Annotated in this window: 15 protein-coding genes; 8 read left to right on the plus strand and 7 right to left on the minus strand. The window is 60.8% G+C overall.

Features of this window, described 5'->3' with window-relative positions:
• Positions 1-108 precede the first annotated feature (108 nt).
• The gene (locus tag ACM6HV_RS25590) at positions 109-513 is read left to right on the plus strand and encodes an HPF/RaiA family ribosome-associated protein (RefSeq protein ID WP_027610895.1); all 405 of its coding nucleotides are present in this window, start codon (positions 109-111) and stop codon (positions 511-513) included.
• Positions 514-794: 281 nt separating this feature from the next.
• On the opposite strand, the gene fecA is transcribed toward ACM6HV_RS25590, so the two are convergent.
• The 3 genes from fecA to ACM6HV_RS25605 form a co-directional block, all read right to left on the minus strand.
• On the minus strand, positions 795-3,128 hold the full coding sequence (fecA, locus tag ACM6HV_RS25595) for a TonB-dependent Fe(3+) dicitrate receptor FecA (protein WP_414905592.1): 2,334 nt from the start codon (positions 3,126-3,128) through the stop codon (positions 795-797).
• 176 nt (positions 3,129-3,304) lie between these two features.
• Positions 3,305-4,237: a DUF4880 domain-containing protein gene (locus ACM6HV_RS25600; RefSeq protein ID WP_414905593.1), complete on the minus strand. Its 933-nt coding sequence runs from the start codon at positions 4,235-4,237 to the stop codon at positions 3,305-3,307.
• Positions 4,234-4,722 (minus strand): sigma-70 family RNA polymerase sigma factor, encoded by a 489-nt coding sequence (locus ACM6HV_RS25605; protein WP_086793825.1) that lies wholly within the window; start codon positions 4,720-4,722, stop codon positions 4,234-4,236. Before ACM6HV_RS25605 ends, ACM6HV_RS25600 begins: the two co-directional genes overlap by 4 nt.
• A gap of 179 nt (positions 4,723-4,901) precedes the next feature.
• On the opposite strand from ACM6HV_RS25605, the gene ACM6HV_RS25610 reads away from it, so the two are divergent.
• The 6 genes from ACM6HV_RS25610 to ACM6HV_RS25635 all read left to right on the plus strand — a co-directional run bounded on the left by ACM6HV_RS25610 (position 4,902) and on the right by ACM6HV_RS25635 (position 11,310).
• Positions 4,902-5,207, plus strand: a complete 306-nt coding sequence (locus ACM6HV_RS25610; protein ID WP_041073980.1) for a DUF3649 domain-containing protein — start codon at positions 4,902-4,904, stop codon at positions 5,205-5,207.
• Positions 5,204-6,790: a PepSY-associated TM helix domain-containing protein gene (locus ACM6HV_RS25615; RefSeq protein WP_414905594.1), complete on the plus strand. Its 1,587-nt coding sequence runs from the start codon at positions 5,204-5,206 to the stop codon at positions 6,788-6,790. The genes ACM6HV_RS25610 and ACM6HV_RS25615 overlap by 4 nt, the downstream gene beginning before the upstream one ends.
• Positions 6,790-7,116 (plus strand): DUF3325 domain-containing protein, encoded by a 327-nt coding sequence (locus ACM6HV_RS25620; protein WP_414905595.1) that lies wholly within the window; start codon positions 6,790-6,792, stop codon positions 7,114-7,116. The genes ACM6HV_RS25615 and ACM6HV_RS25620 overlap by 1 nt, the downstream gene beginning before the upstream one ends.
• A 1-nt stretch (position 7,117) precedes the next feature.
• On the plus strand, positions 7,118-7,684 hold the full coding sequence (locus tag ACM6HV_RS25625; RefSeq protein WP_041073983.1) for an RNA polymerase sigma factor: 567 nt from the start codon (positions 7,118-7,120) through the stop codon (positions 7,682-7,684).
• Positions 7,681-8,670, plus strand: a complete 990-nt coding sequence (locus tag ACM6HV_RS25630; RefSeq protein WP_414905596.1) for a FecR family protein — start codon at positions 7,681-7,683, stop codon at positions 8,668-8,670. Before ACM6HV_RS25625 ends, ACM6HV_RS25630 begins: the two co-directional genes overlap by 4 nt.
• Positions 8,671-8,880: 210 nt before the next feature.
• On the plus strand, positions 8,881-11,310 hold the full coding sequence (locus tag ACM6HV_RS25635; protein WP_414905597.1) for a TonB-dependent siderophore receptor: 2,430 nt from the start codon (positions 8,881-8,883) through the stop codon (positions 11,308-11,310).
• A gap of 99 nt (positions 11,311-11,409) precedes the next feature.
• Here the strand turns inward: ACM6HV_RS25635 and ACM6HV_RS25640 are convergent, their stop codons facing one another.
• On the minus strand, positions 11,410-12,285 hold the full coding sequence (locus ACM6HV_RS25640) for a helix-turn-helix domain-containing protein (protein WP_414905598.1): 876 nt from the start codon (positions 12,283-12,285) through the stop codon (positions 11,410-11,412).
• A gap of 253 nt (positions 12,286-12,538) precedes the next feature.
• Here ACM6HV_RS25640 and ACM6HV_RS25645 point away from each other — a divergent pair, with 253 nt between their 5' ends.
• The gene (locus ACM6HV_RS25645; protein ID WP_414905599.1) at positions 12,539-13,441 is read left to right on the plus strand and encodes a DMT family transporter; all 903 of its coding nucleotides are present in this window, start codon (positions 12,539-12,541) and stop codon (positions 13,439-13,441) included.
• 24 nt (positions 13,442-13,465) lie between these two features.
• On the opposite strand, the gene ACM6HV_RS25650 is transcribed toward ACM6HV_RS25645, so the two are convergent.
• From ACM6HV_RS25650 to ACM6HV_RS25660, 3 genes are all read right to left on the minus strand, one after another.
• Positions 13,466-13,975, minus strand: a complete 510-nt coding sequence (locus ACM6HV_RS25650) for a DUF2165 family protein (protein ID WP_222016459.1) — start codon at positions 13,973-13,975, stop codon at positions 13,466-13,468.
• Positions 13,976-14,123: 148 nt separating this feature from the next.
• Positions 14,124-15,098: a 2-hydroxyacid dehydrogenase gene (locus ACM6HV_RS25655; RefSeq protein ID WP_414905600.1), complete on the minus strand. Its 975-nt coding sequence runs from the start codon at positions 15,096-15,098 to the stop codon at positions 14,124-14,126.
• 797 nt (positions 15,099-15,895) lie between these two features.
• A complete protein-coding gene (locus ACM6HV_RS25660) occupies positions 15,896-16,270 on the minus strand; it encodes a DUF6124 family protein (protein WP_414905601.1) in 375 nt (124 codons plus the stop codon).
• Positions 16,271-16,492 lie beyond the last annotated feature (222 nt).

A 16,492-nucleotide genomic window follows, 5' to 3' on the forward strand; every position in this document is an offset into this window, starting at 1 on the left:
TTTTTTCAGGGGTTGAAATGTTCGCCGGTCGGGCCGATTGTTGTAACCAGGAGGTCAGGAAATCCAACTCAAGGCCTCTGGCGAGCTAGCTGAAATAAGGGATGAACTATGCAAATCCAAGTCAACAGCGATAACCATATTCAAAGCAGTAAGCGACTGGAGGAGTGGGTACGTACAACTATTGAGAGCACGCTCGAACGTTATGAAGAAGACCTGACCCGTGTCGAAGTCCACCTGAGCGACGAGAACGGCGACAAACCAGGTCCCCATGACTTGCGCTGCCAACTGGAAGCGCGGCCAAAAGGCCATCAACCGATTTCCGTCACCCACAAAGCCGATTCGCTGGAACAGGCGATCGACGGTGCAGCCGAAAAACTGGAACACGCGCTGGAGCACCTGTTTGGCAAACTGCGAGGCAAACCTCGCGCCGCCATCGTGCCATTCAGCAAGGCGAATGATGCACTGCTGGAGGAAGAATTTCTCGAGAATGAACAGGCAGCGATCAACAGTTGATACGCTGATTTTCAAGCCACCCCATGAGAACGGGCCTGCGCAAGCAGGCCCGTTTTTGTTTGTGGCGTTTTTTGCGCAGGGCATCAGAAAGCGGCCCCTCACCCCAGCCCTCTCCCTCCGGGAGAGGGGGCCGACCGAGGTGTCTGACGTGAAACATCGACCTGAAAGACCCACTCGACTATGGATTCGGCAAAGCAGAATCAGGTCGGCGTACTTCGCAAGCATCCCGCAATTAGTCCCCTCTCCCTTGGGAGAGGGTTAGGGTGAGGTTTTTTTCAATCTCAGAACGCGAGGGAGGTTTGCACGTACACCGTGCGCGGTTCACCCACGTACTTGCCTTTATTGTTGTCATCAAACGAGCGGGTGAAATACTGCGTGTTGAAGATGTTCTTCACCCCCACTGCCACGTTCAGATCCGACAGTTGCGGGCCGAAGTCGTAACCGGCGCGGCTGCTGAACAGCATGTAGCCGGGGATTTTGCCGGTGCTGCCGTCGGCACTTTCCTTGGAGGTGTTGGCGTTGTCGGCGAACTGGTCGCTCTGGAAGCTGCTGTCAACGTTGAGCTTCCACGGCCCTTCGGTGTAACCGACGCCAATTGTGCCTTTGTGTTTCGAGGAGAACGGTACGCGGTTGCCCTTGTTCGGCCCGTCTTCGCGGATGGTCGCGTCGACATAGGCATAAGTGGCGTACACATCGAAACCGGCCAGTGCCGGGCTCAAGTCATCCAGTGCGTAATTGACGCTGGTCTCGATTCCCTGATGGCGGGTCTGGCCACGGGCGATCACCGAATCATTGGTCTGGTTGCTTTCGTACTGGTTGTCGAAGTTGATCAGGAACGCACCAATTTCTGCGCGCAGTGCGCCGTTGTCGTAACGGGTGCCGAGTTCCCAGGTGCGGGCCTTCTCCGGTTTCACTTCGCCGCTGCTCACGCGGTTAGGCATCTGGCTGTACTGCACGCTGCCGAACGAGCCTTCGGTGTTGGCGTACAGATTCCAGCTGTCAGTCAGGTGATACAGCACGTTCAGTGCCGGCAGCGCGGTGTTGTAGTCGCCTTGGTATTTGACGTTGGTCAGGTTGTTGGTCTGCTGCGACTCGATCATCTCGTAGCGTACGCCCGGGGTGATGGTCCATTTGCCGATGTCGATGCGATCGTCGACGAACAACGCATTGGCTTCGGTGCCACCGCGGGTGTCGCGGTCGTTGCGGCTGTTGGTGGTCGGGTATTGGTTGCTGCTGATCGGCGTGCGATAACGCAACTCGTGGCCGGCCTCGTTGATGTAGCGGTAGCCGACGCCGACTTCATGGCTGGTCGGGCCCAGATCAAAACCTTGGGCGAAGCGCGTTTCGAAACCGCGTACCCAATACTCACGCGGCGACAGCGAGAGAAAGCTGCCCTGGTCCAGATAACCGCTACGCAGGGTTTTGGTGAAGAAGGTGTTGGCGGTGAATTCGCGGCGATCTTCCTGGTAGCGATAGCCAAAGTTGAACATCGTCCGGCGACCCCAGAACTGGTCTTTCAAGCGCGTCGACTGGTACGGATCGGCATCGTAATCGGCGACGCTCAGGCCACCGGGCATGTCGGCCTTGCCTTCGTAATACTGGGCCATGGCGTTGAAGCTGTTGGCCTCGTCGAGCTGGTATTTGCCCTTGAGAATCAGGTCGTCGATCTCGCTGTCGCTGTGTTCACGCCAGTCGCCACCGCGAGTGCCAGAATACAGCAACGCGCCGCCCAGACCGTTGGCATGGGTGCCGCCTGCCAGCAGATTGGCGCTGGTCTTGAAGCCGTCATGGCTCGACGACGGACTGGTTTCTGTCTGGAACCCACCCTTGACCGTCGGCTCATCGGGAATGGCGCGGGTGACGAAGTTGACCACACCGCCGACATTCTGCGGGCCGTACCGTACCGCGCCGCCGCCACGCACCACATCCACCGCGTCCATGTTGCCCATGCTGATCGGCGCAAACGACAACTGTGGCTGGCCGTAAGGGGCGAACGGCACGGGAATGCCGTCCATCAGCACTGTCGAACGTGCAGCCAGGCGCGGGTTAAGACCGCGAATGCCAAAGTTCAGCGCCATGTCGTGGCTGCCGGTGCCGTTGTTTTCCGGCGCGTTGACCCCGGGGATGCGGTTGAGCACATCGCGCGCCTGGGTCGCGCCTTGGCGTTCGAAGTCTTCACGGCGGATCACGTCGCGGGCGCCCGGATGCTCGAACACGTTGACCTGCGCCGCGTCACCGAGCCAGTCACCGACGACTTTCGAGGCGTCCAGCTCCAGCGCGGTGTCGCCGACCGGTTGCAGGCTGAACGCGTTGTTACCTTCGGCGCGGGCTTGCAGGCCGGTGCCTTCGAGCAGTGCCTCGAGACCTTGGGCGGCGGTGTAGCTGCCTTCCAGGCCACGACTTTGCACGCCGCTGGTGATCTGCGAGCCGAAGGAAATCAGGACGCCGGCTTCACGACCAAACTGGTTGAGGGCATTTTCCAGCGACGCCGGGGCGATGTGGTAAACCTTGGTTTCGGCGGCCATCGCGGCGGGCAGGACGCTGAAACTCAGGCTGGCGCCCAGTACGAGGTTGCGCAGGCGGCGGGCCAGTGGCGTGAGGCGGGTGGGGTGCATGAAGGTTGATCCTGAGAAGGTTGAATCAAGGGGGCTTTCCTTCTCTGTCACGCCAGATCTGAAAAACGGCTCATTTATTTTCGAGAGCAAAAGATCGCAGCCTTCGGCAGCTCCTACATTGGCTTGATGTACATCCTGTAGGAGCTGCCGCAGGCTGCGATCTTTGGATTTTGCCTCTAAGCCCGCGCTTCGACGCTCACCCAATAGCGGGTAAACCGCCGCACGTTCACCGGCAGACTGATTTGCAGCAGATCCAGAATCCGCTCGCTGTCATCCAGTGGATAAGTCCCGGAGATCAGCAAGTCGGCCACTTTCGCATCGCAATGCAACTGGCCGCGCCGGTAGCGCCCGAGCTCTTCAAGGAAGTCGCCCAGGCGCATGTGCGCGGCGATCAACATGCCGTCGGCCCAGGCGCCGCTGTTGGCGTCCAGTGGCCTGGCTTCGCTGATCGAGGTGGCGCTGAAGCTCAGCTGACGGGCGATGGGCAGCCACACCGGCTCGTGCCCGGGGCGGGTCAATTCAACCTGGCCTTCGAATAGCGCCACCTGCGTGCGATCGGCAAATTGCCGGACGTTGAGCCGGGCAGCAGCGGTTTTCAACAGCCCTTGCGCCGTGCGCACTTCGAACGCTTGGGCGGTGCTCAGGAGGATCTCGCCCTCCAGCAGACGAATCAGTCGTTGCGTGCTGTCCACGTCCGCTGCACTGGCGGTATTGAGCTGCAACTGGCTGCCCGCACCCAGCGCCACCTTGCGGCGCTGACCCAACGGGCTGCGGTAATCGGCGAGCAGCGTCGGCAGCGGATTGTGCTCGCGCATGCCCCAGGTGACGGCGGAACCGGCACCGAGAAGCAGCAGCAATTTGAGCGCCTGACGGCGGCTGGAGGACTTCGGCCCGTTCAACGCGGCATGGGCCAATGGCGAAGATACACCGCGCAAGCGCTGGTTGACCCGCTGCATGTGCTCCCACGCGCGACGGTGTTCGCTGTGGGCGTCCAGCCATTGCTGCCAGGCTTGTTGCTGACGCGGGGAGAGCGACCCTTGCTGCATTTCCATCAACCAGTGCACGGCCTGCTCGGCCACTTGTGCAGAGAAATCCGGGACGCGGTTCATAGGGCGAAATAGCAGCGCAGGGCGGCTTTTTGCAAGTGACGTTTGACCGTAGCTACGGAGATGCCCAGCTCGGCGGCGATTTGCGGATAAGTCAGGCCATCGACCTGCGCCAGCAAAAAGGCGCGTTTGACCAAGCGCGGCAAGCCATCGAGCAACTGGTCCAGCTCGATCAGGGTTTGCAGGATGATCGCTTTGTCTTCTTCCGACGGCGCAACCATTTCCGGCATCTGCGCCAGGGTCTCGAGATAGGCGCGTTCCAGGTCCTGGCGACGGTAATGATTGAACAGCACGCGTTTGGCAAGGGTGGTGAGAAAGGCGCGCGGTTCGATGATCGCTGCAGGTTCGCGGGCGCTGAGCACGCGAATGAAGGTGTCCTGGGCCAGATCCGCGGCGCTGTCCGGGCAGCCGAGTCTGCGCCGCAACCAGCCGGTGAGCCAGCTGTGGTGGTCGTGGTAGAGCGATTCGACGGGATGGGCGGACGACAAGGGTATTACTCCGGGCGCATGATCGATGCGTTAGAGAACAAGAACTGTTCGCATTGTAGGGGTGTGTAGCGCTGCCCGGCAATCAGATGCTTTTGCGTATGAGAATATTTATCATTAATATTGCTCGCCTGTTGGTTCGGCTTTATCGGCTGGACGTTTTTTCGTTTCAGGGTCGAAACATGAAAGGCAAACTCGCCTCACTTCCCATGTCCTATCGTCTGGCCATCACCTCGCGGGTGCTGGCGGCGGTGTTCGGCGGCTATCTGGTTGCGGCGCTGGCCAGTGTCGCCCTGACGCTGTGGCTACCGTTAAGTCGTGCCGAAGCGGTGGTGACCGGCATGACCATTTCCTTTCTGGTTTATCTGGTCGCGGTGCTCTGGTGTTTCGCCTGTCGCACGGCATGGTCGGCGTGGGTCGGTCTGCTGGTGCCCAGCGTGATTCTGGCGACGGTATCCGGCGCCGCGCGGGGTTTGGGCTACGCATGAAGGAGGGCTTTCGTCAGTCGATGGCCTGGCTGCATACCTGGACGGGACTGGTGTTTGGCTGGCTGCTGTTTGCGATTTTCCTGACCGGAACGCTGGCCTATTTCAAGGCTGAAATCAGCCACTGGATGCAGCCGGAAATTCCCGTGCACGCCATCGAATCAGCGACCAGCCTGAGCCTGGCGCAAGGCTATCTGCAGCAGCACGCGCCGGCTGCTTCGCGTTGGTTGATCGATCTGCCGAATGCCCGTGATCCTGCGTTGACTGTGCGCTGGCAAGACACACCGGCCGAAGCCGGCAAGCGCGGAAGCTTCACGCAAAAAACACTCGATGCGCAGACCGGTGCAGAAATACAGGCCCGGGACAGCCGGGGCGGCGAGTTCTTCTACCGCTTCCATTTCCAGCTGCAAATGCCTTATCCGTGGGGCCGCTGGCTGGCGACGACGGCCGCGATGGTAATGTTCATTGCGCTGATCACCGGCATCATCACCCACAAGAAAATCTTCAAGGACTTCTTCACCTTTCGCCCGCGCAAAGGCCAGCGTTCATGGCTCGACGGGCATAATGCGGTCGGCGTGCTGGTGCTGCCGTTTCATCTGATGATCACTTACAGCAGCCTGGTGATTTTCATGGCGATGGTCATGCCGGCCAGCATTCTGGCGTCCTACGGCACTGATCGCGAGGCGTTTTACCAAGACATGTTTCCCGAAACGCCAATCCCGCAACGCGCCGCTCAAGCGAGTTTGCTGCCGCTGCTTGCACCCTTATTGGTACGGGCGAGCGAGCAGTGGGCGGGGGGGCATACGGCGCGGGTCAGCGTCATCAACCCCGGCGACGCCAATGCCACGGTGCAGCTGTCGCGCGCGAGTTCTGACCGAATCGCCTATGAGTACGGCAGCAACCTGACCTTCAATGGTGTCACCGGGCAGATGCTCGGCGCCACGCCCGACAAGCCGCTGCCGATGACGATCGCCAGTGATTTCTACGGTTTGCACATCGGTCATTTCGCCGGCCCGATCCTGCGTTGGCTGTACTTCATCTGCGGTCTGGCGAGTACCGCGATGATCGGCACCGGGCTGGTGATATGGCTCGGCAAGCGCCAGCTCAAACATGCCAAAAGCGGCGTGATGCCGGTCGAATTGCGTGTGGTGGAGGTGCTGAACATCGCCAGCATGGCCGGGCTGACAGCGGCGGTGGCGGTGTTCTTTTTGGCCAATCGCCTGTTGCCGGCGGATCTGGCCGGGCGCGCCGATCAAGAAGTGAATGCGTTTTTTATCGCCTGGGCCTTGAGCGTGGTGCATGCGCTGCTGCGCAAGGGGCGAACGGCCTGGGTCGAACAGCTGGGGCTGGCTGGCGTGCTGTTTATCGCGGTGCCACTGATCAATCTGGCCACGCCATGGAGTCTCGGCGTAACGCTGGCGCAAGGCGACTGGACGCTGGCGGGTTTCGATCTGACGTGCCTGGGCGCAGGCCTGTTCCTCGGTTGGGCCGCCTGGAAAATGCAGCGTGCCGGCAGCGCCGTCAGCGTGAAAAAAACTCCCCGCGAAAAGCCGCGGCCGATCACGCTTGAGCAGGAGGTGAGCTGATGTTGCTGGCGTTGTTGCTGTGCTATGCCGGGTTCAGCGCGTTGTGTCTGTCGATGCCACGGCACCACGATGAGCTGCTCGGCAACAAACCCTCGGCCCGACGTGCACGGGTTCTGAAATTCGCCGGGTGGCTGTTGCTCGGGCTGTCGCTTTGGGCAGCTGTCGGGGCGAACGGCTGGAGTTTCGGTCTGGTCGACTGGTTTGCGGTCCTCATGCTCAGCGCCTTGGCGTTGGTGTTGTTGCTGCCCTATCGCCCACGTCTGGCCATCGCACTGGCCGGGTTGAGCCTGCTGGCCAGTCCGGTCGCCGCCTGGGCGCGGTGCTGAGATGCTGATCGGTCATCCTCCGGAATCCCGCGACGACGAGCCTCATGGCGCGCGTGCGCATTTTCTTCAGGTGTTCCTCTCGCAACGCTCGCAGATGGAAGCGCTGGTCAACCGGCGCGTTGGTTGCCGGGCCACGGCGGCGGATCTGGTGCAGGACCTGTTCCTGCGGTTCTGGCGGCGGCCGCTGGTGCAGGTCGAAGAACTCAGCACCTACCTGTTGCGTTGCGCCGGCAACATCGCCATCGATCATTTGCGCAGCGAAGGCACGCGGGTGCGGATCAACGAGGGCTGGCAACCGGATGCGCCGGACAGCCACGGCAGCGAACCGCAAGCCGCGCTCGAAGCGGGCAATGATCTGCGCCATGTCGAGGCGGCGTTGCGCGCCTTGCCCGAGCGCACTCGGCAGATCTTTTTGCTCAATCGCATCCACGGCCGCAAATACGCAGACATCGCCAAAGCCATGGGCCTGTCCCAAAGCGCCGTGGAAAAACATATGATGCGCGCCCTTGAGGCCTGCAAGGCCAGCCTGCGCGAACCCGCGCCACGCCTGCCAGGGAAAGCACCGTGAAAGCCACCGACCGCGTCATCCCCACGCCCGCTCAAGAACAGGCCGCACTCGCTTGGCTGAGTCTGCTGCACGACCGCCCGAGCACCGGCGATCAACTGACCTTCAGCCAGTGGCTGCGCGCCGACCCGGCCCACGCCGAAGCCTACGCACAGGCGCAAGTCGTGTGGGAGTTGAGCGAAGGTCCGGCGCGCACCTTGGCCGATGAGGACGCGTTTGCGTTGCAGGGCTACCTCAATGCAATGGAGCGTCCACGTCGCTCGCCGCTGTTGCGCTGGTCGGGCGCGCTGGCGATGGCCGCGTGTCTGATGCTGATGATCAGCCTTGGCACGGGTTGGCAGCCGCAGCGCTGGATCGATGATCTGGGTGCCGATTACGTTTCGGCACCGGGGGAAGTCCGCACGGTGACCCTGGCCGATAATTCGCAAGTCACGCTGGACGCTGACAGCGCTATTGCCGTGGATTTCAGTCGAGGTGAGCGGCATGTGCAGTTGCGGCGCGGCGCTGGTTTTTTCAGTGTGACGCACACCGGTGACCCCTTTGTGGTCGAGGCCGAGAAAGGCCAGGCGCGGGTCCTCGGTACGCAGTTCGAAGTGCGTCTGCAACCGCAGGGCGCGCAGGTCACGGTGTTGTCCGGGCGCGTTGGCGTGACGGCGGATCGCAATGCGCAACAGCAGATTCTGACGGCTGGCCAGCAAGTGGCTTACGGACAAGGCCGCGCAGAAAAACTGCACGCCGTGGACAGCGAAGCACAATTGGCCTGGCGACAGGGCTGGCTGACGTACTACAAGGCGTCGCTGGCCGATGTGGTGCAGGATTTGCGGCGCTATTACCCAGGGCGGATTGTGGTGCTCAACGATGAACTGGCGGCACGCAAGGTCAGCGGCAGTTTTCCGAGCAAGGATCCGCTGGCTGTATTGAGTTCGCTGCAAGGGGTGATGGGGTTTGAGCAGCGTCAGGTGTTGGGGCATCTGATTCTTTTGCGCTGAGGGGGCCGGCCCTTTCGCGAGCAGGCTCGCTCCCACCTTTGGAATGCATTGCCTGTGGGAGCGAGCCTGCTCGAAGGCGTCGGCACCGAAAACGCACGTCCCGAAAAATATTTTCAAATTTGTGGTGAGGTAAACCACAGCCCCATCCGTGTAGTGACTGAAACTGCGAGTCATTCGCATCCGTTGCGGTTCTACACAGGTCATTGAGCAATGAAGTCCAGGGCAAAATCGGGTTCGGTCAAACAGTGGTTGGGCGTTTCGGCATTGAGTTTTTCAGCATTGGCGCTGTTGCCGCTGAGTGTGGCACTGGCCGCTGAAACCGTCAGCAGCCCGACACAGAAACAGTTCAGTTTCTCCCTGAGCGCCAAACCGCTGCCCCAGGCCCTGAGCGATTTCAGCCGCGTCACCGGGCAGAGCGTGGTCTACACCGATGAAGCGCCGTACGGCCTCAACGCCCCGGCCGTCAGCGGCCAGATGAGCGCCGAACAGGCGCTGCAACGCCTGCTCAGTGGTTCGGGCATGACCTTCCGCCGCACCGACAGCCACACCCTGGCGCTGGAACCGCAGCCCACCGCCGGTGCGCTCAACCTCGGCGCCACCACGATCACCTCGACCCGCGACGAGTCGATGAGCTACCAGCCGCCGCAGACCAGTTCGGTGATGCGCTCCTCGGCGTCGCTGCAGGAAATCCCGCAGACCGTCAACGTGATTCCGGCCCAGGTCATTCGCGATCAGACCCCGCGCAATCTCGACGATGCGCTGGCCAACGTCAGCGGCATCACCCAGGGCAACACCTTGGGCAGCACTCAGGACTCGGTGATGACCCGCGGCTTCGGCGATAACCGCAATGGCTCGATCATGCGCGACGGCATGCCGATCGTGCAGGGCCGCGGGATGAATGCGACGGTCGATCGGGTCGAAGTGCTCAAGGGCCCGGCCTCGTTGCTCTACGGCATTCAGGACCCGGGCGGGGTGGTCAATCTGGTGAGCAAAAAGCCGGAATTGACCCAATACAACGCGCTGACCCTGCGCGGTTCGAGCTACGGCGACGGCAAGAATGGCAGCGGCGGCACCTTCGACAGCACCGGGGCACTGGGTGAATCCGGGCTGGCCTACCGGCTGGTGCTGGACCATGAAGACGAAGATTACTGGCGCAACTACGGCACCCATCGCGAGACGCTGATCGCGCCTTCGCTGGCCTGGTTCGGCGAGCGTACCCAGCTGTCGTTCGGCTATGAACACCGCGAGTTCCTCACGCCGTTCGACCGGGGCACGGTGATCGATCCGCGCACCAACCATCCGCTGGACATTTCGCGCAACGAGCGTCTGGACGAGCCGTTCAACGACATGGAAGGCCGCTCGGACCTCTACCATTTCGAGGCCGACCACGAACTCAACGACGACTGGAAAGCCCACTTCGGTTACAGCTGGAACCGCGAAACCTACGACGCCAGCCAAGTCCGCGTGACCGCCATCGACACCAAAAAAGGCACGCTGACCCGCAGCATGGACGGCACGCGAGGCGCGATCAGCACCGACCGCTTCACCACCGCCAGCCTTGAGGGCAAGGTCAACCTGCTGGGCATGCAACACGATCTGGTGTTCGGCGTCGACGACGAGTACCGCAAAATCTACCGCGCCGACCTGATCCGCCAGAAAAGCCTGAGCACTTTCAGCTACGTCAATCCGGTGTATGGCCGTGAAGTCGAAGGCACCACGGTCAGCCCGGCGGACAGCGCGCAGACCGATCTGCTGCGCAGCGATTCGGTGTTTCTGCAGGACTCCATTCACCTCAATGACCAATGGATTCTAGTCGCCGGTGGACGCTTTCAGGAGTACGACCAGTACGCCGGCAAGGGGGTGCCGTTCAAGGCCAACACCGACAGCAACGGGCAGAAGTTCGTGCCGCGCGCCGGTCTGGTGTATCGCTACACCGACGAATTATCGTTCTACGGCAGCTACACCGAATCGTTCAAACCCAACTCGACCATCGCCCCGCTCAGCGGCAGCAGCACCGTGCTCGACGGCAGCATTGCGCCGGAAGAGGCCAAGTCGTGGGAACTGGGTGCGCGTCTGGATATGCCGGGGCGCATCACTGGCAATATCGCGTTGTTCGACATCAAGAAGCGCAACGTGCTGGTCTCCAATTCTGAAGGCCCGACCACCATCTACAGCGCGGCTGGCGAAGTGCGTTCCCGAGGCCTGGAACTGGACCTGACCGGGCAGTTGACCGATCGCTGGAGCCTGATCGGCGCCTACGCCTACACCGATGCCGAGGTCACCGAAGACCCGGACTACAAAGGCAATCGCCTGCAGAACGTGGCGAAAAACAGCGGCTCATTGTCAGCGGTGTATGACTTCGGCAGCGTGATCGGCGGCGATCAACTGCGGGTCGGCGCCGGGGCGCGGTATGTCGGTGAGCGCGCGGGCAACGCGGTGAATGATTTCGACCTGCCCAGCTACACCGTGGCCGATGCGTTCGCCACTTACGACACCCGACTCGAAGGGCAGAAGGTCAAGTTCCAGCTCAACGTGAAGAACCTGTTCGACCGCACGTACTACACCTCGGCGGCGAGCCGGTTCTTTGTGTCGATGGGCGATTCGCGGCAGATTTCGCTCTCCAGCACGCTGGAGTTCTGATCCGAAAACAGCAAAAGATCGCAGCCTGCGGCAGCTCCTACAGGGGAAACGCATTCCTACTGTAGGAGCTGCCGAAGGCTGCGATCTTTTGATCTGGCTCTAACGCAAAAACGCCTGCCGATATTCGCCCGGCGTCCCACCCAACACCTGGCGAAACCGGTTGGTGAAATGACTGGCGCTGGCAAACCCGCATGCCAGCGCAATTTCCCCCAGCGGCAACGCGGTGCAGCGCAACAACTCCCGCGCCCGGCTCATGCGTCGCGCCAGCACGTACTGATGCGGCGGCAAGCCGAAGCTCACGCGAAACATCCGCGCAAAGTGGTATTCCGACAACGCACACAGACCGGCGAGTTGCCCTAGGCTGATCGGTTCGGCCAATTGACTGTCGATGAACTCCACCAGCTGCCGGCGCTGGTGGGGCGCCAGTCCGCCCTTGAGGCGCAAACCCTGGCGCGCGCCGACCTGGCTGAGCAGGGTGTGGCTGATCAATTCGTGAGCGAGGCTGCTGGTCAGCAAACGTTCGGCCGGCTCGTCCCAGTTCAGCGTGAGCAATTGCCGAAAGCGCTGTGCCTGTTGCGGATCTTCGAGAAACGTCTGCTCGCGCAACTGCATTTCTCGCGGCTCGCGATCGAGCAAGGTGACGCAGCCCAATGCAAATTGCTCGGCACTGAAATACAGGTGAGCGAGGCGAATGTCACCGTTGATCACCCAGCCGGATTCATGATCGGCGGGCAGGATGCACAGCTTTTCCGGCCCGCCCTTGTGCCCCGGCTGCCCGCGCCGAAAGGTGCCGGTGCCACCGGCGATGTAGCAGGACAGCGTGTGGTGGCTCGGCGCTTCGTATTCCTGGGCATCGTGGTGGTTGGTCCACAGAGCCGCAGACAAGCCGTCACCGAGCTCGGCGCTGTGCACAAGGCGTGCGTTCGGCGAGCGGTTGAGGGCTTGAAAGACTTGCAGGGTATCAATAGCGGCCATGTGCGGTTCTCTCCAACGCCTTGCATCCTACTCCGTAGCCTTCGCGCTGCCAGCCTGTCGGGCGACAAAAGCGCAAGAATCTGCAAGCGCCCCGATCGTTGCTGCCGCACCCTGAATCTCCATACAACACAACCCTGTGGCGAGGCAGCTTGCTCCCGCCGAGTGCGCAGCACTCATGAACGGGGCTGCTGCGCAGCCCGGCGCGAGCAAGCTCGCTCGCCACAGAGTGTCTGGTGTCCTCAGGAGTCTCGTCATGAACCTTTCGCTGTATCTGCTGACCGTGCTGATCTGGGGCACCACCTGGATTGCCCTGAAATGGCAATTGGGGGTGGTGGCGATTCCGGTGTCGATCGTCTATCGCTTCGGCCTCGCCGCGCTGGTGCTGTTCGTGCTGTTGCTGCTCAGTCGGCGCCTGCAACCGATGAATCGCCGTGGTCATTTGATCTGCGTGGCGCAGGGGTTGTGCCTGTTCTGCGTCAACTTCATGTGCTTTCTGACGGCCAGCCAGTGGATTCCCAGCGGTCTGGTGGCGGTGGTGTTTTCCACCGCCACCTTGTGGAACGCGCTCAATGCGCTGGTGTTCTTCGGCCAGCGTATTGCGCGCAATGTGTTGATGGGGGGCGCGCTCGGTTTGTTCGGTCTGGGAATGTTGTTCTGGCCGGAACTGTCCGGCCATCAAGCCAGTCCGCAGACCTTGCTCGGTCTGGCGTTGGCCCTGTGCGGCACGCTGTGTTTCTCGGCGGGCAACATGCTGTCGAGTCTGCAACAGAAGGCCGGTCTGAAACCGTTGACCACCAATGCCTGGGGCATGGCCTACGGCGCGGCGATGTTGTCAGTGTGGTGCCTGGTCAAAGGCATTGCGTTCGACATGGACTGGTCGCCGCGTTACGTCGGCGCCCTGTTGTATCTGGTGATCCCGGGTTCGGTGATCGGCTTCACCGCCTACCTGACGCTGGTCGGGCGCATGGGCCCGGAGCGCGCGGCCTATTGCACAGTGTTGTTCCCGGTGGTGGCGCTGAACGTTTCGGCGTTTGCCGAAGGCTACCAGTGGACTGCTCCGGCGCTGCTCGGCCTGGTGTTGGTCATGCTTGGCAACGTCTTGGTATTTCGTAAACCTCGTGCCGTGGCTTTGCCCCGTCAAGGCAAGTTGGCTTGAGCCTGTCACTGCGAGCGCTGATGTTCAGCGCTCGACTTTTATCACGATGTAAATCATCAGCGGCAAGATAAAGTCGACAATATGCCGGGCCCAATCCTTGGCGTTCCAGATTTTTGAAGTGTCCATGTCGAACCATTCGACACCGACAACTTGAAAACATACGTAGTAGATGAAAACAGCGATTAAAAGACCAATGATCGAAAACTTCTTGGCTTCATGGAATTCCTCGCTGGAGCCGTTGATGTTCTTGAGTAATTGATAGACACCCAACATGCAAAATGCGCTGAAAGTGACTTCCAGGGTAATGATCAGCCAATAGATACGGTGGTGCAGCATTGGCGAGGTGATGGCACGGTAGCGCAGGTTGGCGTTGTGTTCGGTCGTGTCCATGCTCAGGACGTGCGCGACATATTCGTAGTTTGAACCGTAGTCGGTGAAATTGCTGAACATCATCAGCAAGCCAAAAAAACTGAAGTAACTCATCAGTATGACTTTGCTGTAGCGGATAATTTTATCCATGGTCAGAGCGTTCAAGTGTGTTCTCCATAACATTTGTCGAGGGTTCGATATGTCGGGAGAGTTTATAGCGGGGTCTATTGTTTTGGTGTCGGGTTGAATTGCAAAGTATGTGGGCGTGCATAACGTGTCGGGCAAGTGTCTTTTGGCACTTGCCCGATTTTGTTTAACCGCGCCAGACCTGCGGGTTCACCAGATCCTGTGGACGCTCGCCCATCAAGGCGCTGCGCAGGTTGGCCAGCGCGCGATTGGCCATGGCTTCGCGGGTTTCTCCGGTGGCCGAGCCGATGTGCGGCAATGTCACAGCATTTTTCAACTGGAACAGCGGGGACTCGGCCAGCGGTTCTTTTTCGTAGACGTCCAGACCGGCGCCACGGATGCGATTGTTCTGCAGCGCTTCGATCAGCGCCGGCTCGTCGACCACCGGGCCACGGGAGATGTTGACCAGGATCGCGCCCGGCTTCATCAGGCCCAGTTCGCGATGGCTGATCAGGTGGCGGGTCTTGTCGCTGAGCGGCACCACCAGGCAGACGAAATCGGCTTCGGCGAGCAACTGGTCGAGGCTGCGAAAGTGTGCGCCGAGTTGTTGTTCCAGTTCGGGCTTGCGGCTGTTGCCGCTGTAGATAATCGGCATGTCGAAGCCGAAGTGGCCACGGCGGGCGACGGCGGCGCCGATGTTGCCCATGCCGACGATGCCCAGGGTCTTGCCGTGGACGTCGCAGCCGAACAATGGCGCGCCGACGCTGGCTTGCCACTGGCCGGCCTTGGTCCAGGCATCGAGTTCGGCGACGCGGCGGGCGCTGCTCATGATCAGGGCGAAGGCGAGGTCGGCGGTGCTTTCGGTGAGCACGTCCGGGGTGTTGGTGAGCATGATCCCGCGTTCATTGAAGTAGTCGAGGTCGTAGTTGTCGTAGCCGACGGAGACGCTGGAGACCACTTCGAGTTTTGTGGCGGTTTCGAGTTGGGCTTTGCCGAGTTTGCGGCCGACGCCGATCAGGCCGTGGGCGTGGGGCAGGGCTTCGTTGAACTGGGCGTTGATGTCACCGTTCTTCGGGTTGGGGACGATGACGTCGAACTCTTGCTGGAGGCGTTCGATCATGGGCGGGGTGATGCGGCTGAAGGCCAGGACTGTTTTTTTCATTGGGCTTGGGCTCGGCTGTCTTTATTACCAAGCACGCTAACATTTCTTTGTGGGGTTTGGCTTGTCTTGGCGGCCTCTGGGCCGACCATGCTCTTGGGGTTTTGGGTGTTTATCCGTTTTTTTGGTAACGGCGACTTAGGGTTTCGCCCTTACGGCGACTCACTTTTTTGACAAACGCCTCAAAAAAGTAAGCAAAAAAAGGCTTGCTCCTGCGTTCGGCCCGCTCGCTGGGGCTCGGGGTCCCTTCGCTGCGGGATCGATCCGGGCGCAGCGCCTACGGTTTGCTTCGCTGCACCTCCTCTCGCTGTGTTTGGCTGCGCCAAACGGTCGCTGCGCTCCCACCCCCGGATCAATCCCTCCGCTCAGCCTTCCGACGTCGCCCGTGGATCAAGATCAAGGGCTGCAGCCGAGCTAACGCTCATCCTGTTGAGTGGGGCGGCTTTGCCGCAAGGGGCATGCACAAATCAAAACTGTGGGAGCTGGCTTGCCAGCGATGGCGGCCTGACAGCCGACCAGGTTCTGGCTGAATGCACTCAATTGACCTGTGGGAGATCAAGAGCGGTACTCGAGCTTGCGCTCATTGTTTTGAGTGGGGCGGCTGCGCCGCGTGGGGTATGCACAAATCAAAACTGTGGGAGCTGGCTTGCCAGCGATGGCGGTCTGACAGCCGACCATGTTCTGGCTGAATGCACTCAATTTACCTGTGGGAGCGAGCCTGCTCGCGAATGCGGTGGGGCAGGCACCATAAATATTGAATGCGCTGGCGCCTTCGCGAGCAGGCTCGCTCCCACAGGGGATTAGTTGTGTGTTGGAGATTGCGAGATTTCGTGGTTATCCAGCACCCGATTCACCGCCAGTTCGGCGAGCATGATGATTTGCTGAATGGCCAGTATCGTCCGGCGCTGCGGGATGTCGATGTACGCGGCGATGTCGCTGGTCATGAGGCTGGCTTGGGCCAGTGATTCGCAGGCGTGGACCAGCAGGCTTTCGTCGTCCATGTCGGGGGCGACCTGGAACATGCTGCTGGGTTTGTGGAATCTCACAGCGGCGGCGGAAGGTTTCAGGTAGTGGTCGAGGGCACGTTCGGCGGCGTCGTGGAGTTTTTTTGAATCGAGGGATTCGTAGGGGGAGGTGCTTTCGGCTTGGGGCGGATTGGGTGAAGGCTTAATCATGGCAAAGATCCTTTTAACGAAATGGAGCTGCCACTTTTCGTTTCCAGGCGAAGTGGGTGGCAGCTGTACGCAGGCTGGAAAAACCGGCAAAGGATCAAACCCGGCAGACCCGAGGGTCTCCCACGTACAGCCGCCATAACTGAAACACCGGCGCTGAAGAAGCGCGGCATTATGTCATGTGCTTTGACCCTTCGGGTTTTCCAGACCCGGTCGCTGATGTGT

The organism is Pseudomonas sp. IT-P260, from assembly GCF_949768395.1.
Lineage (GTDB): Bacteria > Pseudomonadota > Gammaproteobacteria > Pseudomonadales > Pseudomonadaceae > Aquipseudomonas > Aquipseudomonas parakoreensis.